The sequence below is a fragment of the Cupriavidus sp. 01L45 genome (assembly GCF_056399885.1).
This window is the reverse complement of record NZ_JBFTSG010000067.1, coordinates 1-20,572: the sequence shown is the minus strand read 5'-3', so window position 1 is coordinate 20,572 and position 20,572 is coordinate 1. Positions and strand designations below refer to the sequence as shown.

Annotated in this window: 19 protein-coding genes and 1 pseudogene; 10 read left to right on the top strand and 10 right to left on the bottom strand. The window is 62.7% G+C overall.

The genetic code is table 11. The features are described 5' to 3' along the window. Nucleotides 1-42: 42 nt before the first annotated feature. On the bottom strand, nucleotides 43-435 hold the full coding sequence (locus tag AC1DT6_RS34455; protein ID WP_441632458.1) for a hypothetical protein: 393 nt from the start codon (nucleotides 433-435) through the stop codon (nucleotides 43-45). On the opposite strand from AC1DT6_RS34455, the gene AC1DT6_RS34450 reads away from it, so the two are divergent. The 9 genes from AC1DT6_RS34450 to AC1DT6_RS34410 all read left to right on the top strand — a co-directional run bounded on the left by AC1DT6_RS34450 (nucleotide 436) and on the right by AC1DT6_RS34410 (nucleotide 14,008). After that, the gene (locus AC1DT6_RS34450) at nucleotides 436-1,362 is read left to right on the top strand and encodes a helix-turn-helix transcriptional regulator (RefSeq protein WP_477111956.1); all 927 of its coding nucleotides are present in this window, start codon (nucleotides 436-438) and stop codon (nucleotides 1,360-1,362) included. A 100-nt stretch (nucleotides 1,363-1,462) separates the two neighbouring features. Then, nucleotides 1,463-3,571, top strand: a complete 2,109-nt coding sequence (locus AC1DT6_RS34445; RefSeq protein ID WP_441632455.1) for a TonB-dependent receptor domain-containing protein — start codon at nucleotides 1,463-1,465, stop codon at nucleotides 3,569-3,571. Between the two features lie 137 nt (nucleotides 3,572-3,708). Beyond that, nucleotides 3,709-4,974: an isochorismate synthase gene (locus AC1DT6_RS34440; RefSeq protein WP_441632453.1), complete on the top strand. Its 1,266-nt coding sequence runs from the start codon at nucleotides 3,709-3,711 to the stop codon at nucleotides 4,972-4,974. Beyond that, a complete protein-coding gene (locus AC1DT6_RS34435; RefSeq protein WP_441632451.1) occupies nucleotides 4,971-6,602 on the top strand; it encodes a (2,3-dihydroxybenzoyl)adenylate synthase in 1,632 nt (543 codons plus the stop codon). The genes AC1DT6_RS34440 and AC1DT6_RS34435 overlap by 4 nt, the downstream gene beginning before the upstream one ends. Nucleotides 6,603-6,608: 6 nt before the next feature. Then, nucleotides 6,609-7,550 carry an isochorismatase gene (locus AC1DT6_RS34430; RefSeq protein WP_441632449.1) on the top strand — a complete coding sequence of 314 codons (942 nt, stop codon included), beginning with the start codon at nucleotides 6,609-6,611 and terminating at the stop codon, nucleotides 7,548-7,550. Nucleotides 7,551-7,603: 53 nt separating this feature from the next. Then, nucleotides 7,604-7,888 (top strand): DUF2218 domain-containing protein, encoded by a 285-nt coding sequence (locus AC1DT6_RS34425; protein WP_441632447.1) that lies wholly within the window; start codon nucleotides 7,604-7,606, stop codon nucleotides 7,886-7,888. A 54-nt stretch (nucleotides 7,889-7,942) separates the two neighbouring features. Beyond that, nucleotides 7,943-11,818 carry an amino acid adenylation domain-containing protein gene (locus AC1DT6_RS34420; protein WP_441632445.1) on the top strand — a complete coding sequence of 1,292 codons (3,876 nt, stop codon included), beginning with the start codon at nucleotides 7,943-7,945 and terminating at the stop codon, nucleotides 11,816-11,818. A gap of 55 nt (nucleotides 11,819-11,873) precedes the next feature. Further along, nucleotides 11,874-12,665, top strand: coding sequence for a 2,3-dihydro-2,3-dihydroxybenzoate dehydrogenase (locus AC1DT6_RS34415; RefSeq protein WP_441632443.1), 792 nt, complete (start codon nucleotides 11,874-11,876; stop codon nucleotides 12,663-12,665). 104 nt (nucleotides 12,666-12,769) lie between these two features. Next, complete coding sequence (locus AC1DT6_RS34410; RefSeq protein WP_441632441.1) at nucleotides 12,770-14,008, top strand: MFS transporter; 1,239 nt, start codon at nucleotides 12,770-12,772, stop codon at nucleotides 14,006-14,008. Between the two features lie 159 nt (nucleotides 14,009-14,167). On the opposite strand, the gene AC1DT6_RS34405 is transcribed toward AC1DT6_RS34410, so the two are convergent. Continuing rightward, a complete protein-coding gene (locus tag AC1DT6_RS34405) occupies nucleotides 14,168-14,980 on the bottom strand; it encodes an MBL fold metallo-hydrolase (protein ID WP_441632439.1) in 813 nt (270 codons plus the stop codon). A gap of 89 nt (nucleotides 14,981-15,069) precedes the next feature. Between AC1DT6_RS34405 and AC1DT6_RS34400 the strand changes: the two genes are divergently transcribed. Beyond that, nucleotides 15,070-16,035, top strand: coding sequence for a GlxA family transcriptional regulator (locus tag AC1DT6_RS34400; RefSeq protein WP_441632437.1), 966 nt, complete (start codon nucleotides 15,070-15,072; stop codon nucleotides 16,033-16,035). 252 nt (nucleotides 16,036-16,287) lie between these two features. Here AC1DT6_RS34400 and AC1DT6_RS34395 read toward each other — a convergent pair whose 3' ends face one another. The 8 genes and pseudogenes from AC1DT6_RS34395 to AC1DT6_RS34360 form a co-directional block, all read right to left on the bottom strand. Beyond that, a complete protein-coding gene (locus AC1DT6_RS34395; protein WP_441632435.1) occupies nucleotides 16,288-16,692 on the bottom strand; it encodes a cupin domain-containing protein in 405 nt (134 codons plus the stop codon). A 4-nt stretch (nucleotides 16,693-16,696) separates the two neighbouring features. Beyond that, complete coding sequence (locus AC1DT6_RS34390; RefSeq protein ID WP_441632433.1) at nucleotides 16,697-17,176, bottom strand: carboxymuconolactone decarboxylase family protein; 480 nt, start codon at nucleotides 17,174-17,176, stop codon at nucleotides 16,697-16,699. A 73-nt stretch (nucleotides 17,177-17,249) separates the two neighbouring features. Continuing rightward, on the bottom strand, nucleotides 17,250-18,002 hold the full coding sequence (locus AC1DT6_RS34385) for an SDR family oxidoreductase (RefSeq protein ID WP_276290653.1): 753 nt from the start codon (nucleotides 18,000-18,002) through the stop codon (nucleotides 17,250-17,252). Nucleotides 18,003-18,176: 174 nt separating this feature from the next. Beyond that, the gene (locus tag AC1DT6_RS34380) at nucleotides 18,177-18,800 is read right to left on the bottom strand and encodes an FMN-dependent NADH-azoreductase (protein WP_441632430.1); all 624 of its coding nucleotides are present in this window, start codon (nucleotides 18,798-18,800) and stop codon (nucleotides 18,177-18,179) included. Continuing rightward, a complete protein-coding gene (locus AC1DT6_RS34375) occupies nucleotides 18,797-19,234 on the bottom strand; it encodes a GNAT family N-acetyltransferase (RefSeq protein ID WP_441632428.1) in 438 nt (145 codons plus the stop codon). Before AC1DT6_RS34375 ends, AC1DT6_RS34380 begins: the two co-directional genes overlap by 4 nt. A 111-nt stretch (nucleotides 19,235-19,345) precedes the next feature. Further along, nucleotides 19,346-19,576 carry a DUF2798 domain-containing protein gene (locus AC1DT6_RS34370; RefSeq protein WP_276290656.1) on the bottom strand — a complete coding sequence of 77 codons (231 nt, stop codon included), beginning with the start codon at nucleotides 19,574-19,576 and terminating at the stop codon, nucleotides 19,346-19,348. 91 nt (nucleotides 19,577-19,667) lie between these two features. After that, nucleotides 19,668-20,393, bottom strand: coding sequence for a cysteine hydrolase family protein (locus tag AC1DT6_RS34365; protein WP_441632426.1), 726 nt, complete (start codon nucleotides 20,391-20,393; stop codon nucleotides 19,668-19,670). A 69-nt stretch (nucleotides 20,394-20,462) separates the two neighbouring features. After that, nucleotides 20,463-20,572: pseudogene (locus AC1DT6_RS34360) on the bottom strand (alpha/beta fold hydrolase); the annotation flags it as partial.

Sequence of the window (20,572 nt, the reverse complement as noted above, 5' to 3'; positions counted from 1 at the left end):
AACAACAGCGTGCGGCGTGTGATGGATGCGGATACCGGCATGTCAAGGCCCGAGGCTCGTCCAGCATTCGCCCTGCAGCGCGACCGGCTGGATGCGCGCGGTGTTGGCGGGAATGCGGGCGCTGCAGCCCGCCAGCTCGATAACGGTCTCCTGTGCCTGCGCTGCGCTCACCGTGCAACACAGCACCTGCGCGCAGAGCCGCAACAAAAATTTACTTGTCTTTCTCACGTCGATCCGGTGATGATAATGATTCTCATTTAATTTTATCCTGAAAGGGATGTGCGTTGTAGCGCCGTTTGTTTGGCGAAGCAACGAAATGGTTTGCGCCGCCCCGCCGGATAAGCGGTCGGCACCGCCAAGCTCAGAGGGGCAGGCAGCATGGATGCGCTCGAAGACCGTCTTCTTGATCCCAGCAAGCCAGGATTGGCTGAACACATGGCCAAGATCCGTGAAGTGCGACCGGGCCTGCAAGTGCACGCCGATGACGCGACGGACGAATTCAATGGCACCGTCTTCGGACGCTGCGCCCCCGGCCTGCACCTGGTGCTGCTGCTCGAGGGAAAGCTGGACCTGTCGTATGGCAACCGGCGCGTGGTACTGACGACTGCCTGCCCACGCAGCGCACGCGAGCTTTCCCATGGGCGACCGGGCTGCGCTCAGTCATTCCTGATGAATGCCATCGAGCCCGAAGCCTTCAGCCGTCGAATCAGCAAAGGAAACTATGCGCGACGACTTAGCTTCGTCATCTCCGACCAATGGCTGCAGCACCTCCAGGAGGCCAGTTGCGCGGAGATGCCGGCGCGCTTGCGTTCTCTGCTGTCCTCTCACCTGCTAACGCAGCCCTGGCAGCCTACGCCACGCGCGATAGCCCTGGCCGAGCAGATCGTCCGACCGCCTGCCTATGAACCGATCTTGCAGGCCATTTACCTGGAAAGCCGCATGCTGGACCTGCTGGCGGAGGCATTGGCGCCACCCCGGGGCAGCCAGAGCATCATCCACAATTTCGCGCAGCCAAGTGCGACGGGCCTTAGCGCAAGAGGGTATTGCCGCATGGCGGAGCTGCGGGCATTCCTTAGCGGTGCGGCAGCCAACCAGCTTTCGCTCGAGGATATGGCGCGCCAAATGGGCATGAACGCCAACACCATGCAGCGGCAATTCCGGAGCGCCTACGGCACGACCATATTCGATTTTTTGCGCGAGAGCTCGCTTCAGCGAGCCCGGCTGGCGCTGGAGCACGATGCCCTCAGCATCAAGCAAGCGGCGGCACTAGCCGGCTATACCAGCCCTGCAAATTTCGCAACTGCCTACAAACGGCGTTTCGGGGTGACACCGAAGCTTGCCCGACGCAGCGGCCAGCGCTGAAGACAGTCGCGCAAACAAGTTCGTTTCTTGCGCAAACACTTCGCATGCTTTCAACCTAGATAATGAAACGCGAATGCCTCTCATTAACTAAGTTGAAATCATGTCACATTCCTTACCCTGTTTTGCCCTCAAGTCCGCAGTGGCTGCCGGTGTCCTGGGGGCATCCGGTGCCTTGGCGCAGATACAACCGGGGCAGCCACCAGATGGCGAGGCAACGCTGGGGACCGTGGTTGTGACTGCCAGTCAGCGCGAGCAGGCCATCAAGGAGGCCCCGGCCAGCATTTCCGTGATCACTCGCAAGGATATCGAGGCCAGACCATACAACTCGCTGGCCGACATCATGCGTTCCGTGGAAGGTGTCAGCGTGGTCGGCGCCGGCCCTAACGACCAAGACATCTCGATCCGCGGAATGCCGGGCGAATACACGCTGATGCTGGTGGACGGCAAACGTCAGAACACCAGGGAGACGATGAATCGAAGCACGGCTGGCGTTCAAGCCAATCTGCTACCTCCGTTGAGCGCGATCGAGCGCATCGAGGTGGTGCGGGGCCCGATGTCGTCGTTGTACGGCGCGGATGCGATGGGCGGCGTGATCAACGTCATCACGCGCAAGGTTCCCGAGAAATGGGGCGGCACGGTCACCGTCGGCGGCGTGCTGCAGCAGGAGAAAAACCAGGGCGACACCCAAAGCGTCGATTTCTGGGTCGGCGGCCCGATCAAGAAAGATGTGGTCGGCTTGCAGGTGTCGGGCAAGGCGTTGCATCGCGGCGAAGACAATATCTATTACCCGCTCAATGGCACCAGCGGCGCAAACGGTCAACGCGACCTCAGCTTTGACGTCAAGCTGGCGGTCAAGCCGGCGCGCAATCAGGATTTCAGCCTGAATGCGGGACGAGAGCAACTGACCTATCTCAGCACGCCCGGACAGAGTATCGCGGTCCCGACCCCACGCAATGTGCCAACGACCATCGTCGAGACTCGCCATGCGCGCGAGTACTGGGGCGTCACGCACAGTGGACGATGGGACTTCGGCAACTCCACCTTGTCCCTCTATGGAGAGCGTGGCACGCAGGACCAGTGGACGGCATCGGACCGGACTCCGATCAAGCCGGCGATTACCGACACGGTGCTCGAAGGGAAACTGGAGGTGCCATGGGCGGGAGAGCGCAATATCCTGACCGCGGGTGGTCAGCATATCTGGGCCCAGCTGTCCGGCGTGGGAAGGCAGGATGCGGTGCCGAAGGGCCATGCCCCGAATTCGGACAGCATCAAGCGCGATGCCTGGGCCCTGTTCGGCGAGAACGACTATTTCGTCAACAGCAGATTCACGCTGACCACAGGCGTGCGGCTCGACCATGACGATCGGTATGGCAGCCATGTCAGCCCGCGCGTTTACGGCGTATACAAACTCAGCCCGACATGGACGATGCGCGGCGGCGTGTCCTCCGGCTTCAAACCCCCTACTCTGCGTCAGAGCACCGCTGGATATTGCATGACAACCGGCGGCGTGGCGGGCGCCGTCCCCGGTACCTTGTGCGGGAACGCGAACCTCAAGCCCGAAACCAGCCTCACGCAGGAACTGGGCGTGCGTTACGACCAGGGCAAGAGTCAAGTCAGCCTCACCCTATTCAACAACCTGCTCAAAAACAAGGTATCCAGCTACGACACGGGGGTCGCCGACCCCAACTCCCCTGGCCGCAATATCTATGCGTACAACAACATCGACAAGGTCAAACTGTACGGCCTCGAACTTGGCGTCGGCACACATCTGGCCACGCAATGGAAGATCTCCGGGTCGTACACGATGACCCAATCGCGACGCGAGGGCAAATCGGAAAGAGCATTCAATGGCAGCTCGCTGAACGGTTACCCATTGGATAAGACACCAAAACACAAGCTCAATATGCAGGTGGATTGGACACCCCTGCCCCAGTTGAATCTCTACACCGACATCAACTACATCGGCAGCGAGCAATGGGCAGCATTCCGGAATGGCGCCCAGGGCGTACGCGAAAGACCCTCCACCACCACGTTCGATCTGGGCGGCATGTATCGCATATCCAAGAATCTCGCGATCAATTTTGCCGTGCTGAACCTGACCAACAAGATGGTGCCCGTGGACGACCGTAGTCGCGCCAACGGCTTGAGCGGCAACTGGATGGTGGACCAAGGCCGCCGCTTCGCGCTGAGCCTGACAGCTCAGATGTAAAGATCTTCAATCGCACTCACGACCCGACGTCCCATGTATTTATTAGTGATGCTATCCATTCGGATTGTTCACATGCCGATTGACTCGTTCGTTACTGCTCGGCCATGGCCAGTGCAATGAAAAGCAAGCAATGACGCATGACCGTTGCAGGTGAGAAGAAACGTGGGACCGGTATGCGAATCCTTTCACGTCAACCTAAGTTGGGGGCAAAAAGAATGAATGCTATTCCTCGTGCGGAATCTTCACTCACGGCACATCTCCTCCTGGACCTGTACCGAGCAGATTCACGGCTCTTTCTCTCCAGCCCCAGTCATACGTTGCTGGCGCAGGATGTCATCGACGAAGTGCCTCATTCCGACGACCCGCTAGGCCAGCGTGTACAGCTTGCGCTGAACCAAGCCAGCGCCAAGGGGCATCCGAACGCGGTGGCGGCCGGCGCGATCCCGTTCGACGTTGGCCAGCGCGCGGCGCTTGGTGTCGTCCGCGCGTTGCTGCGTGCCGGGCCCCTGACCGTTTCGCCACCGCCGCTGCCTGCCGCCGAACGCTACGCGACGCGTGCAGTTCCCTCTGGTGAAAATTATGCGGCCGGGGTAGCGCAGGCCATAGCGAACATTCACGCCGGCTATCTGGACAAGGTCGTGCTGGCGCGAGTGCTGGAATTGGCCGGCAGGCACCCGGTAGATGCGCGCGCGCTGCTCACCCGTCTCGCGGCGCGCAATCCCCGCGGCTACACCTTCTCGGTGGAGGTGGGCGAAGGACGCACGCTGCTCGGAGCCAGCCCCGAATTGCTGGTCAGCCGCTACCAGGGCGTAGTGCGGGCCAATCCGCTGGCTGGATCGGCCCCCCGCAGCAGCAACCCGCTTGAGGACCGTCGCCGCGCTGAAGCGCTGATGGAGTCCGCAAAAGATCTGGAAGAGCACCGCGTGGTTGTCGATGCCGTGAAAGAGAGCCTGGCTCCGCTGTGCAAGATGCTGAATGTGCCCAGACGGCCCGCGCTGATGCACACAGAGACGATGTGGCATCTGTCGACTGAAATCAGTGGCACGACGCGGGCCGATGCATTGACGCTGGCACTGGCCTTGCATCCCACACCCGCGGTGTGCGGCTATCCGCGCAGTGTCGCGAGGGAACTGATTCTGCAGACCGAACCGTTCGATCGCGGCTTTTACACCGGCATGCTGGGCTGGGTGGACGCGCGCGGCGACGGCGAGTGGATTGTCGCCATCCGCTGCGCGGAAATCGCCGCCAATACCTTGCGCCTGTTTGCCGGAGCGGGCGTGGTGAGGGATTCGCAGCCGGATGGGGAGCTGGCGGAAACGACGGCCAAGTTCCGCACGATGCTCGACGCAATGGGCGTGGCTCATGATGCCGCGAGCGGTGCGGCGCCGGAGGTGGCGGCATGATACAGGCCCATTGCACGCCCTGGCCGGATGCGGTCGCCAACGACTATCGCGGGAAGGGATATTGGCAGGGTCAGTCCTTTCCACAGTGGTTGGCTCGACTGGCCGAGCAATATGGCAGGCGTATCGCGTTGGTGCAGGGCGAAACGCGATGGACATACCGCCAGCTCGCGGATGAGGCACAGCGTCTGGCCAGCGGCTTCGTCGAACTGGGGATTCTCCCGCGCGATCGCGTTGTGCTGCAGTTGCCGAATTGCGCCGCATTCTTCATCGTTGTCTTCGCGCTGTTCAGAATCGGTGCGCTGCCGGTCTTCGCACTGCCGGCCCACCGCAAGCAGGAGATCGGCCATTTTTGCCGGCATGCCGAAGCGGTGGCCTATATCGCGGTGGACCGTCATGCCGGATTCGACTACCGCGAATTGGCGAAGAGCGTGCAAGCGGAAGCGCCGACGCTCAAGCATGTACTGATAGCCGGCGATGCGGGAGGTCACATCGCGCTGGACAGCTTGCCTGCAGGCGTGGCCGAATTGCCCGCGGCTCCCGCCGCCAGCGACGTCGCGCTTCTGCAGTTGTCCGGCGGCAGCACCGGCACGCCGAAGCTGATCCCCCGCACGCATGACGACTATCTCTACAGCATTCGCGAAAGCGCGCGCATCTGCGGCCTGACCGAGGACAGCGTCTACCTGTGCGTTTTGCCCGTCGCGCACAACTACGCAATGAGTTCGCCCGGCACGCTGGGCACGCTGCATGCGGGCGGGACCGTCGTGTTGAGCGACAGCGGCAACCCTGATGCGGCCTTTCCGTTGATTGCGCGGGAACGGGTGACCATCACCGCGCTGGTGCCGCCGCTCGTACAGGTCTGGCTTTCCGCCGCCCGGGAGCGGCGGGATGCGTTGGCCAGTTTGCAGGTGGTGCAGGTCGGGGGCGCCCGGTTCGGCGACAGGCTGGCGCAGCGGCTGGAGATCGGTTTGGGCGCGAAACTGCAGCAGGTGTTCGGGATGGCTGAGGGACTCGTCAACTATACGCGGCTCGACGACCCTGTCGACGTGGTGGTGCGCTCGCAAGGCCGCCCGCTCTCGCCGGACGATGAGATCCGCATCGTGGATGACGAGGATCAGCCCGTCGCGCCGGGCGAGGTGGGCCATCTGCTGACCCGCGGCCCCTACACCATTCGCGGCTATTACAAGGCCGATGCGCATAACGCGCGCGCTTTCACGCCGGATGGCTTCTACCGCACCGGCGACCGTGTGCGCATGACGGAAGCGGGCAATCTGGTGGTGGAAGGCCGTGCGAAGGATCAGATCAATCGCGGCGGCGAGAAGGTCTCGGCTGAAGAAGTGGAGCACTTGCTGATGGCGCATCCCGAGGTCGTCGATGCGGCGCTAGTGCCGATGCCCGACGCCTATCTGGGCGAGAAAATCTGCGCCTATGTGATCCGCGGCAATCCGGCGCTGCACGCGGTAGGCCTTTTGCGCTTTCTGCGCACGCAAGGCATTGCCGCCTACAAGATTCCTGACCGCGTCGAGTTCGTCGACGTACTCCCGAAGACGGCCGTCGGCAAGACCAACAAGCTGGCATTGCGCAGGGACATCGCGAATCGGCTGGCAGCCGCCGAGGCGGCCGCCGGATAAATCACGGTGAATGAACAGCCCGCCCCGCGTCATCCATCACATCCACTGAATATTCGTATCGTTGATATGGCAATCCAAAAGATCACCTCTTACACCATGCCCGCGGACTTGCCTGCCAATCGGGTGGCATGGTGTTTCGATGTCAGTCGCGGGGCTTTGCTGGTGCACGACATGCAGGACTATTTCCTGGATTTCTATGACCGTCGGGCAGCTCCCATTCCTGATCTGCTGGCACATACGCGGCGCCTGATCGATATCGCGCACGCTACCGGCATGCCGGTGTATTACACCGCGCAACTACCTCGGCAGACAGCGACCGAACGAGGCCTGCTGACGGACATGTGGGGCCCCGGATTGACGGCGCAGCCAACGCGCGGCGCCATTTGCGCGAGCCTGTCCCCCTCGCCTGGCGATCATATTCTCGACAAATGGCGCTACAGCGCGTTTCAGCGCTCAGAACTCGAAACCATGCTGCGCCAGCAACAAAGGGACCAGCTTGCCATTTGCGGCATCTACGCGCACATCGGCTGCCTGATGACAGCGTGCGAGGCGTTCATGAGAGACATCCAGCCATTCTTCGTGGCCGATGCACTGGCCGATTTTTCCCGGGAGGCGCACAGCATGGCGCTCGATTACGTGGCGCAGCGCTGCGGCAAGGTCGTGTGCACGGAAGAACTGGCCGCCGGAATTGCCGCGCGCGGCTTCGTCAGGCCGCGGTCGCTCTCCGCGCTGACGGCGCAGGTCGCGCGCAGCCTGCAGATAGTGGAAACGGATTTGCAGTCGCACCACAACCTGATGGACTGGGGACTGGACTCGGTGCGCATCATGGCCTGGGTCGAGGAACTGCGCCAGGCCGGCGCGGACGTCAGCTTCGTGCAATTGGCGCAAGAGCCGACGCTCGCCGCATGGTGGCGATTGCTGCAGGGCGCCGCCAACACGCGCGCATGAATGGGGCGTTCCTGCGCATGCAACGCCCGATCTCACGAGCGAACGAGAATGCCATGCTTGTCAGTACCGCCGCAGTCGCCTTGGCGCAAGCAGACAGAATCCTGTTCAAGATGTGCAAGCACTATGCCCTCAAGGTGAGAGTCGTGTTTGACGCGGAGACTGCAGCCATCGATTTTCCATATGGCAGATGCCAGATCACGCGCACGGATGACGTACTGCGCATGCGTTGCGAAGCCGAGTCAGCGGAAAAGCTGGAGAAAATTCAGTACGTCATGGACGAACATCTGGCGCTCATGGCACGCAACAAGGAACTCGTGATCGACTGGCAGCGGGCTTGATCCCCTGCCCGCTCTCTTCTCCGTCTATGCATTCCTCCCGTGGGACGCCACCTCATGCCGCAAACAACTCAACGCATGCACACTACCTCCGCGCAATACGGCATCTGGGTAGCACAACAAGTCGATACCCACGATCCTGGGTATCTAACGGCGGAAACGATCGAACTCGGCGGCGCCCTGGACATGGCTGCGTTCATGGCCAGCGTGCAAGAGGTCCTTGACCACTGCGATGCGCTGCACATGCGTTTCGAGTGGGATGACGACATCCTGTGGCAACGCCGCCAGCCGGCCTGCACGCAAGTGCCGCTGGTGGATTTCGGCGCGCAGGCCGATCCGGTGCGGGCTGCACAGGACTGGATGCAGACCTCCCTGTCCATCTGTTGCGACGTGACGTCGGACGCCTTGTATCGCACGGCGCTGTTCAGGCTCTCGGCGCAATGTCATTGGTGGTATTTGCAGGTGCATCACATTGCGCTCGACGGTTTCGGCTACAGCCTGATCCAGCAGGCCGTGGCCGCCCGCTACAACGCCCGCGTGGCGCACGCGCCCCTGCCGCCGTTGCCCGATTGGAAGCTGGACAACGTCGTGGCCGCGGAAGCCCATTACAGGCAAACAGGCAAGTTCGACATCGACCGGGCATTTTGGCGTGAACACCTGCGTGAGGTGCCCTCTGCCGCACGATTGGCACCAGAGCAAGACTTCGGCAACACGGCGATCCGCCATACGTTGTTGCTGGATCCGGCGCACGTCAGGGTCTTGCGCGCCGCCGCCGAAGCCGCTCGGGCGGATTGGGCCGCATGGATACTCACGGCCATCGGCTTGTGGCTCGGCAAGCAGGCAGGCCAGCGGCAGCTGACGTTCGGTCTGCCGGTACTGAACCGGCTAGGCACGCCTGCGCTCAGTGTGCCATGCATGGCGATGAACATCGTGCCGCTGAGCGCGCATGTGCGCGCCGATGCGTCACTGCAGGCGTTGGTGGCCGAAACTGTCGGCAGGCTGCGCGCGATCAAGCCCCATCTGTACTATCGCTACGGCTGGATACGGGGCGACCTGGGACTGCTGGAGAGCAACAAGTTTCTGTTCAACCAGGCCGTCAACCTGATGCCATTCGATCGGCAGGTGGCTTTCGCTCATCTGTCCAGCGAAACGCGCCCCGCGAGCGGCGGGCCCGTCAAGGACTTGAACTTGACGCTGGCCGTACGCAACGGCGCATGGCACTTGACACTGGAAGCCAATCCCAACGCCTATGACGTGACGCGGCTGACGGCGCTGGCCGGCAGTCTGTCCAAGTGGCTCTTCGCGCTGGCCGGCCATGCGCCCGCTGCGCCCCTGGCGCCGTTGCTGGGCGATATGCCGTCGCTGTCGATCTGCCGGAGCAAGCCGCTGGACGAACCGGCACTCGACGTGATCGCGTTGCTGCGGCGGATGGCGGCGCGCTACCCCGACCACATCGCCATCGAGTCGAACGGCGCTCGCCTGGACTATCAAAGCCTCCTGAAACAGGTCGAGGCCTTGGCTGCCGCGTTGGCGCGGCGCGGCATGAACGAGCACAGCCGGATCGCGGTACTGGCATCGCGCTCGCCGGCTGCCATCGTCGCGACGCTGGCCGTCCTGTGGGTGGGGGCGGTATTCGTGCCGTTGGATCCCGAGGGGCCCGCGCGGCGCACCGCGAGCATCTTGACCGACGCGGCTCCCGACTTGGTGCTGACGCGCATGCCGTGGCGAGGGCTGGCCGGATCGCTGCCCGTGCTGGATCTGGATCAGCCCGGCGCCATGATCGAGGGCCCCGCGCGTTGCTGTTCGCCGCAGCCGCAACACCCGGCGTATCTGCTGTACACGGCGGGCTCCACCGGCGAGCCCAACGGCGTGCTGGTCGGGCGTGGGGCGCTCGCGCATTTTGTGGCCAGCACTCGTGCGGCGTACGGCATCGAGCCGGCGGACCGGGTGTTGCAGTTCGCTCCGCTGCATTTCGATACCAGTCTGGAAGAGATCTTCATCACGCTTTGCCACGGCGCTACGCTCGTCGTGCGCGACGATGCGATGCTCGATTCGGCGACGGTGTTCGCCACGTCGGTGAAGCGCCTCGGCATCACCGTGCTCGACCTGCCCACCGCTTACTGGCATGTGCTCGCACATGCCCTGGATCCGGACACCGCACGCAAGCTTGATCGCCTGCGCCTGACCATCATTGGCGGCGAAGCCGCCCTCCCCGAGCGGGTAGCACGCTGGCGAGAGCTGTTGCCCGGACAGGTGTTGCTGAACACCTACGGCCCGACCGAAAGCACCATCATCGCGACCACCGCGCGGCTGTGCGGTCCGAGAGCCGCATGGGAGGCCGGCGACGCCGTGCCTATCGGTTTGCCTCGTCCCGGCATCGAAGCGCGCATCGTGGACGATCGCCTGTATCCCGTCGCGGCAGGCGTCGCGGGCGAGCTAGTGTTGAGCGGCGACGCACTGGCGCTGCATTATCTGCACGACCCACAGCTCACGGCCGCGCGCTTTGTCCGCTTGCCCGATTCCGGCCAGCGCGCCTATCGCACCGGCGATCTGGCACAACTGCAAGGCGGGCAGCTGCGCTTTCTCGGACGCATCGATCATCAGATCAAGATCAGCGGGCTGCGCATCGATCCGCTGGAAATCGAAAACCTGCTGCTCGGCGCACCCGCTGTGCGCGAAGCGGCCGTGGTTCCGGTGCAGCGCGGGCCTGGCATCTGCGCGTTGGCCGCGTTCGTGGCGGGCACGGGGGACGTGCAGGCGCTGCGGGCGATGCTGGCTCAGTCATTGCCCGCGCCCGCTGTTCCGGATGCCTGGCATGTGCTCGAGCAATTGCCGCGCAGCCCCAACGGCAAGACGGATCGCAAGGCCCTGCTGGCACATGCCGCGAGCCGGATCGCGGCCGCGGATCTCAATGTGGACGGTGCAGGTGCGCTCGAGCGGCAGGTGATGCGGATCTGGCGCCAGGTGCTGGGCGACGTGCCGTTGACGACGACATCGAACTTCTTCGATCTAGGCGGAAAATCCTTGCAGGCGATGCAGACGGCCAGTCAGCTCGCGCTGGAATTGGGCCGGGACGTGCCTGTGTCCATGCTCTTCCGCCACGGCACGGTGCAGGCGCTTGCCCATGCGCTGGCGGCGCCGCTGGCCTACCGGCCACAGGCCTTGCACGATGCCTTTGCGCCGTTGCTTCCCATCCAGACTGGCTCGTCCGGCGCCCCGGCGCTCTTCTGCCTGCACCCGGCCGACGGGCTCGCCTGGAGCTATCTGCGTTTGGCACGCCATCTGCCCGATATGACCGTGCACGGCCTGCAGATGTCGGTGGAGCAAACGCTGGCGGCGCAAGACTTCGACGCGTTAGTCGAGGGCTACGTGCAGCGCGTGCGTGCGTTGCAGTCTGACGGGCCGTACCACCTGCTGGGATGGTCTCTGGGCGGCGCGCTGGCCCATGCCGTCGCCGCAAGGCTAGCGCTGCAGGGCCACGCGATTGGCTTGCTGGCGCTAATGGACAGCTATCCTGTCTCGGCCTGGGTGGCGCACCCGCAGCCCATCCTGCGCGACGCGTTGCAGATACTGCTGACCGTCAACGGCGATTTCGATACGGCCGGACTGGCGGACGAAGCGCTGCGTCAGCGGCTGTTGCGCACGAATAGCCCGTTCGCCGCGCTGGGCCGGTCCGGGCTCGACGCGTTCGCGCGGCAAACGCTGCGCCAGATGCAGTTGTTCCGCGCGAGCCAGACGCCGTCGTATGACGGCGAACTGCTGCTCTTCCGGGCCTCGCGCAAGCCCGGCCACTTACCTGGCCTCGATAGCTGGAGGCCGCATCTGCGGCCAGGCCGCTTGCAATGCAGCATGCTCGACTGCTCGCACGACAGCATGTCCGACCCAGCGCCCATTGCTGTCATCGGCGCAACGCTGGCTGCGCGACTGGCATAGCCGGGCCGGCCGGCAACAGCCGCCGCATCCCCTTCTTTTACAGGAGTCTTATCGCATGGACAGCACCATTACCGATTTTCCGGAATCCATTGCCGTGGTGAGCGGCGCGGCCCAAGGCATAGGCGCGGCCGTGGTTCGCGCGCTCTGCGCGCGCGGCGTGGCCGTCGCCGCGCTCGACATCCAGGCGGAAGGGCTGGAACAACTGGCGACCGACGGTGCGGCAGCCGGGTACCGGATTCATCCTGTAACGGTAGATATCGCCGATGGCGCCGCCGTGCGCGCCGTAGTGGATCGCATCGACACGCAGATCGGCCCGATCGGCATGCTGGCCAACGTCGCGGGCATTTTGCGCGTCGCGAGCGTCGATGCCCTGCGCGACGAAGACTGGGACCGCAGCTTTGCCGTCAACATGCACGGCGTGTTCCACTTGTCGCGTGCAGTGGCGCAACGGATGATGCCGCGCCGAGGAGGCAGCATCGTCACGGTTGGCTCGAACGCGGCGTTCGTGCCACGCATGCAGATGGCGGCCTATGCGGCATCCAAGGCGGCTGCGCATCAATTCACCAAATGCCTCGGCCTGGAGCTCGCCGAGCACGGCATCCGCTGCAACATCGTCGCCCCCGGTTCGACCGACACCCGGATGCAGCGCCAACTATGGACGAATAGGAGAACCAAGAAAGGCGTCATTGCGGGTTCGTTGCCCGCATATCGCACGGGCATCCCGTTGGGCCGCATTGCAGATCCCGAAGACATCGCATCAGCCGTGCTGTTCCTGCTGTCGAACGCGTCTCGGCACGTCACGCTGCACAGCTTGTGCGTAGACGGCGGCGCCACGCTGGGCGTGTGAATCCAGCCGAATTTCGTCAGCGCCCCGGTCACTCAATCAAAAACGTACCGACTGCCTTCGCTTGCTATCGCCCACCCACCAGTACCTCTGCCTTCAGGACCGCCATGTCCACCAAGTCCATCCAGACAACGTCTGCAGTCACGCTACCCGTCGCCGAGCTGATGCCGCTATTGATCGCCAATCTCACGACCATGGGAGGCAGCTACGCCTTTATCGCCGTGGCGGGGCCGATGGCCCGCCTGATGCATCTGCAGGCCTGGCATGTCGGCGCCATCATCGGAATGGTCGGGCTGGTTTGGATCGTAACCGCCCGCGTCTGGGGGCGAGCCGTGGATGCCCGGGGCCGTGTGCCAGTGCTCCGCATGGCGATCGTCGGCTTCACCGTCTCCTACGTACTGTTGGCGTGCTACGTCTGGTGGGCGCTGCAAGGTGGTACGCATCACGTCCCTGCCATGGGCTTGAATATCGCAGCGCTACTGCTCACGCGCGCGGCGATGGGTGGCTTCTTTGCCGGCCTGCCCGTGGCGGCCACCGCCTGGATTGCCGACCACACCGAGGCCCAGTCACGGGCTGCCGCCCTGGCACGATTTGGCGCGGCTGGCGCCATTGGCATGGTATTCGCTCCGCCCGTGGCGGGTTGGCTTGGTCAATACGACCTATCCGTCGCGCTGCTCGTCTTTGCGCTGCTGCCGCTCGTCGGACTACCATGGCTGGGGCGTCTGCATGACACGCGCAAACCACAAGCTCCGCGCGCCCCGCAACGCCTGAAGATCACCGACATCCGCATCCGCCTGCCGTGGCTGAGTTCCTTTACGCTGTTCAGCGTCGTCATGATGGCCAACAGCTCGCTAGGCTTTTATGTCATCGACCGCTTGGACGTAGCGGCCCACCAAGCGGCCGCCGTTGTAGGCTATGCCCTGGGCAGCGCCGGGCTCGGCTTGATCCTGATGCAAACGATCGTTAGCAGGCTGCCGCATGTCGCGCCCCGGCAATGGCTGCGATGGGGTGCATTGGCAGGTGCCGCGGGCTTTGCATCCGTCTTGCTGGTCGGACCAACGCAGCCGATGGCCGTGTGCCTGAGCTATTCCGTGGCCGCCCTGGGCATGGGCGCGGCGTTCCCGGCAGTTGCCGCGCTTGCCAGCAATGCTGTCTCCGCTTCCGAGCAAGGCGCTAGCGCCGGCGCGATGTCCGCCGCGCAAGGGCTAAGCATGGTGGTGGCGCCGCTGCTCGGCACGGCGCTCTATGACCTGCTGCCGCCCGCAACCTTTGCATTGATCAGCATCCTGTTGCTGGTGCTGTTCGGCGCGACCTGGCGAGGCACAAGGGGACATGTCGCAGCATGACGGTGTGGCATCCTGGTTCATTTCCCGGTAACTCGTGCCACCTTCACGGTACCGAAGAGCCACCAGCTGGAAGGCCGCCTGCGCAGCCTTGAGTTCCACCTGCGCGGGGATCAGTTGGCTGCTCCGGGTTGCACGGCCCGTGAGCTGCACGCGCCGTGCCTATGGCAGAGAGCACTGCTTTCGCGCCCCGACCGGGGCCGCCATATGCAACACCTCGCCGTCTCTTGGAATGCGCAACCGCGCTTCGACACCTGCCTGCCTTGCGGCGAGCGCTAGCGCGGACCGCGTCACCGGACAGTGGCTGAGCGCTTCCAGATGATTCGCAACCACCGTGCCAGGCGCCAGGCGGGTGAATTCGACGACCTCGTCGATGCCCATGATGATGTCGCTACCCATATCGAATCGCGCACCTCCGGCGGGTACGACGCAGACTTGCGGGCGATGGTGCGCAACGAACTCCCGGACCGTTGGCGTGAGTACCGTATCGCCGCTCAGGTAGAGGCTGGGCTCATCCGGCACCTCGATCAGATAGCCGACCCCATGCTCCATCAGCTTGCCGACCAAGCCACGGCCGTGCGTGCAGCGAACCGTGCGAATCCGACCGCCCATGAAGGGGTTGGGCTGCCCGTGCGCTTCCGGCAACGGCTGGACATTCAATCCGCGTTCGGCCAGATGGCGCCCATCGTGCGGTGTGCAGATGATCGGAAGCTGCCGATCGCACAGCCAACTTTTTGCCGCGCGGTCCAGATGATCGAAATGACCTTTCTGGCAATGCGTTATCAGGCAATGGGTGACCGACTCAAGCGCTGTCGCAGCCGATTCGGGTAAATCGACCAATGGGTTACGTTGCCTTGCGCCGAATACCCGCAAAGGCGGAAGCGCATTTTTAGGGGCAAACATCGGGTCGATCAGGATTCGATTCGGCCCGAACTCCACAATGATGGTCGCGTTGCGAAGGTGGTGAATTTTCATGACGAAGCCTCCGGGAAGAAACCTTATTGTCTCGACGCGGAAACCCGTTGAGAATGGCGAGATTGGACATAATTGATTCGGTTTCTGCCATGCCAAAACCACTACGCATTGGTTTGCTTCTATTTCCGGGCTGTATGCCGGCAGGGTTATTCGCGTTTTCCGATATGCTCCACGCTGCCAATCGCCGCGCGAACGGCATGCTGTTCGAAACGCATTACGTTGCGCTACGCGCCGGGACTGTCGAATGCGCCCACGGCTTGTCACTGCATGTTTCCAGGCCGCTGGATCTCGCCAGTCTTGACGCCCTCCTGGTGCCAGGCTTTTGGGCGGAGTCAGTGCGGCAGGTGGAAGACATGATTGTGGCCAACGCTGGCCTCGTATCACTGCTGGCGGCCCGTCGCAAGAACTTGCTGCTGTGGAGCTATTGCAGCGGCGTCTGTTTGCTGGCGGAAAGCGGGCAACTGAATGACCAGGCCGCGACCGTTACCTGGTGGTTGGCGGAGGCAATGGCGCAGCGCTACAGGAAGGTGAAATGGCAAAGCGAGCGGAATTGTGTCGTCACCGCGCGTACGGCCACCGCTTCTGGCGTGAATGGCTACCTACCTATTGCCGAGGCGCTGATAGAGCGGCATGTCAGTCCCGATGTATTGCGTGACCTGGTCAATCTGATGGTACTTCCCCGTGCCGTTCAGCCTCACCGAGCCTTCCAGGCCATGAGCCTGATCGAGCAATCCAGCCGCTTGCTGCGCCAATTGCACACGCTGGTTGAGCAATTGCCTGCCGAACAGATCACGGTGCAGCAATTGGCCGAGCAACTCTGCATGTCGGAACGCACGCTCGCGCGCAAGGTGAGAAGCGAGACCGGGGTCGCCATCGCGGCGTATGCCCGCTGTATCAAACTGAACCAGGTCAGTGACCGCCTTATCCATACGACATCGCCAGTCAGCGTCCTCAGCGCGGAGCTAGGATTCAGTAGCGATTCCAATATGCGCCGCATGTTCAAGGAGCTGACTTCGCTGACGCCCCTGGAATACAGGCAACGGTTTGCGAGATGACGAGGCATTCGGCATTGCTACGGTCGTGCGGGAAAAACTGCCGGACTCACGATATCGACATCACGGAAAGAATGTGGAACCTGCAAATCCGCATCCCCGCAACGATGGCTTCGGCCTCGCCATTGAGCACGACATGGAGAAACTTGTCATCCTATGGGTCGCGGCATGCAGTCACCCACGGCGTCGCCGTTCAATTCATCGTGCCAGCCTATCCAGCCGCACCGGCATAGCCGGTGCGTGGATGGTCTGCGGCTACTTCACTGGCGTCAGGATCGGCGCCCCCTTGTTCTTGATCAGGAAGACGACGAACTTTGCTGGCTGCGTAGTGCTGGCATTGCGTCCGACAGTGTGAATATCGTTGGGACGTTCGTGGAAGGTTTCGCCCGCCTTGAGCGTCACCTCCTTTCCGCCCCTGACGCCCATGACGATGCTGCCCTCGAGCACATAGACGAACGCGTGCGCGTCATGGCGATGCACGGGATCGACGGCACCCGGCGGATACTCCACCACGATCATCGTGGCCTCCTTCCCCGGATATTCGGGCAACGCCTCCGTGAGCAAGGGCGTGACACTTGCCTCCGGCGCGGCGGCGGCCGGCTGTGCAACCATGAGGCCCGACACCATCAGGGTTGCCGCAATGGATGCGACCGTCTTCATGGCATCACTCCAGATTGGCTTTGTCGAGCCCGAACGCCTTGTCCGATGAGCCGGGCACCATGCGGAACGCCACGTTCAGGCGGTTCCAGGTATTGATCGCCCCCACGAGGAACGTGAGATCCGACAGTTCCTTCTCGCTGTACTGGGTGCGCACGCGTTCATAGATTTCGTCTGACACGCCCTGGGCGGGAATGTTGGTCAGTTCCTCGGTCCAGGCCAGCGCGGCGCGTTCGCGCGGCGAGAACAGCGTCGACTCGCGCCAGATCGCCACGTGATGCAGGCGCAATTCGCGTTCGCCATGGATCTTCGCCATCTTGATATGCATGTCGACACAGAACGCGCAGCCGTTGAGCTGCGATGCGCGAATCTCGACGAGCTCGCGAATGGGTTGTTCGATCGTGGTGTTCTGGAACAGCGCGCTGAGCTCCATGAGCTTCTTGGACAGTTCCGGCGATTGCTGGAAGTAATTCGTGCGTTGGGACATGTTGACTCCTGGTGATTTGATCAAGTTCTTACTCACGAACCTGCGCTGCCTACTTGGACATGTGCCCTTCGGACTATTTTTGTTGCGATTGACGCATCCATTCCTCGAAGCCGATGCGCCCGAGGCGTGCCTCGCCCAACGGCACGAGCGAGTATTCCTCGACCAGGCCGCCGAAGTAGCGTGCCTCGGGGTCGCGCACGACTTCACGCGGGTCACCAACCGCCTTCAAATAGCGGGCGATGATTTCGTTGAACGGTGCGCGTTCCGGGCCCGCGATCTCGACGATGCCGTTTCGCGGTGGCGCGAGCGCGACGTCGGCAACGATGGCTGCAACGTCATCCGCCGCAATGGGCTGGAACAGGCCGGGAGAAACGCTGACAATGTTTCCTTTCGTACTGGAATCGGCGATGCCACCACTGAATTCCATGAACTGGGTCGAGCGGATGATGGTGTACGGGATGCCGGACGCCTCGACCAGTTTCTCTTGTGCGACCTTGGCGCGGAAATAGCCATTGTCGGGGGTCCGGTCGGTACCGACGATGGAAAGCGCGACATGGTGCTGGACGCCCGCTGCGGCCTCCGCCGCGTGAAGGTTGCGGCCGGAAGTCTCGAAGAACTCCAGCACTGCTTTATCTTCAAACGAAGGGGAATTGGCGAGGTCGATCACGACCTGAGCGCCGGCCAGGGCCTCCTTGAGCCCCGCGCCAGTGATGCTGTTGACACCGCTCTTCGGCGAGGCGGCGACGACCTCGTGGCCGCCCAGGCGCAGAATGGGAACGGTCTTCGAGCCGATCAGGCCGGTCCCGCCAATGATGACAATCTTCATGATGCTTCTCCGTACTAAGGAAGGTGGAGTGATCCACGAAACTATGTTAGGTAACGCCTGGCCCCCACGCCAGATCGCCTCGAAGCGCGCGGCATTTCCTGTCCGGCATCAATCCTGATGCGGGTTACCTGCTGCTTTTCGTTTATCGAAAATATGAGCTTGCGATACCCTGCGTTACATCAGCGCGCCGCTGCGTAGCGATTGCGCGGCCTGCGCTTCGATCACAATTTGAGGCACTTCCGCAAAAGCCAGGCCCGTCGCATGCGTGAACCTGACATCCTTGAGTCCGATGATGCCAAGCACCGCAGAGAGATACGGACGAAAGAAATCGGGCTGGACGGGTGGATCCCGGAACATGGCGCCGCCGGATGTCACCGCCACGAACGTTGGGCGATCGCGCAGCAATCCGATTTTCCCTTCAGGCGTGGCGGTAAAGGTCACATCGCGTCGAACCACGAGATCGATCCAGTTCTTAAGCACAGCCGGCACCGTGAAGTTGTGCACCGGAGTGGAGATCCAGAGCAGATCGGCCTGTTCGATCTCCCTGATCAGCGCATCCGACACGGCAAGCGCCGCGCCATAGCGTTCCTTTGCCTCGGCGGCGGGCAGCAGCAGCGACTCCGCGTACTCCGCGGTGATGGCTGGCAGCGGCTCGGCGCCAAGGTTGCGTCGCGTCACATGAATCTCCCGCCCGAATTGCGCGGACAGCGCGGGCAGCAATTGCCCGGTCAGGTGCCGGCTGGTGGAATAGTCACGGCGCGGGCTGCAATCAAGCAGCAGCAGGTTGAGGGACTTCATTGCAGCACCATGCAGAAGTGCAGGCCCTCGGCGAGCAGCCCCGAACGGAAATAGAAGCGCTGGGCCTTCGCGTTGGCAAGTCCGGTATCCAGGACAAGTCGCTGGCAGCCTTCTGTGCGTCCAAGCTCGCGCAGCGCTTGCAGCAGACACTCGCCGTGGCCCTGCCCCCGGCCTCCCGCATCGGTGATCAGATCGTCTACGTACAGGAAGCGCCCGTGGATCAGGTTGTCAAGACGACGATATCCGGCCAGCGCAACAGGTTTGCCAGCGTCCCAGAGCGCGAGCAGCCGGTAGCCTTGCCCGCTTTGCAGCGTGACGTTGGCCAGAAAGTCTTCCGGCATTTGCAGCTTGGGGCGCAGTTGCCGCATGACAGGGAAACACGCGAGGATGTCAGCCTCCGTCTCCGCATGTCCGAGAGTCAGATTGTTTGTCATGGTGCCGATGCGTGCTGGTTTGTGTAGGCTTCAATGTAGTTGAGCGATGACACAGTCAACAGGCACATGTTTGTCGTTTTCAACTAGGCCATCGGCTTGAGGTTGTATGACCTATGGGTGGTTTGTCATTCGATCGACCAGGCGGCGAATGAGGGGTGTGGCCGACACGACAACCGGCAGCATGGTCAGCCAGGAGACGCTCCAGGACCTTAGCCAGTGCTGAAGAAACAGGCCTTCGTCTGCAAATGGAATGCTTGCGATGGCAGCAGCGATGGAACAGGTCAAGCCGGCCTGGATTACGCCGTAGGCGAAATAGCTGTAGCGCGAAGGAATCTTAGGCATGTGAGTCGCCCCTATGCATTCTTTGAACCGGACACTCATGCACCCCGCCATTGCCGCGCCAAGGGCTGTCGCCCCTGGCGCATGACAGGCGCTATGCGGCTGCGCCAACCTTCCCTGCCAGCCGCTGCACGGTTTCGTTGGTATCCCACAGCGCGTTTGCGATGAAACGGAAGTTGACCAGCGCCGCGTGATACCCGTCGCCTTCCGGTAGCTTCGGCCCTGCTACGGCGTCGCGCACGACAGCAACCTCGAAACCTTGCTCCAGCAGATCCCGCAGATGGGATTCGACGCACAGATTGGCGGCCATGCCCGCAAGGATCACCTGGTCGACGCGCTGCTTGCGCAACTGCAGGACAAGGTCGTTGGCCTGCGGGCCGTACAGCTTGTGCGTGGAGCAGATGATGGTCTTGCCATCCTCGATATACGGCTTGAGCTCCGGCATGAAGTCCGCGCCCGAGTCACGGAAACCGTCCAGGTTCAGCGCGCCAGGACGGTCGAACATGCCGATGGCATGCTGGAACATTTCGGCGGGACCCTGCACTTTCCATGTGTGATCATGGGGAAAGTAATAGTGGGGAGAGATGGCGACCGTGATGCCAGCCTGCTTTGCGGCCTCGAACAGACGGACCAGGTTGGGCACGAGGTTCTGCTCCGTCACGCTTTCTCCTACGACGCCCCAGCTACGACCTTCGGGGCTCATGAAGTCGATCTGCGGGTCAATCACGACGAGCGCGGTGCGTGGCAGGTCTAGCGTGATGCTGGCCTTCGGCAGAGCCGGATCAACGGGATCTGCATAGGTGGCGTGGTGGTTGCACATGGGAAGTACCTCTTATGGTGAGCCCAGTCCGCCGGCGCCATTGTGGGGTCCGGCAGATTCGGCGTCGTTTCAACTACGGATGAATGCCAACAGGTCGGCGTTGAACCTGTCCTTGTGCGTGTCGGTGAGCCCATGCGGCGCACCGGGGTAGACGATCAGCTTCGCGTTCCTGACGAGCT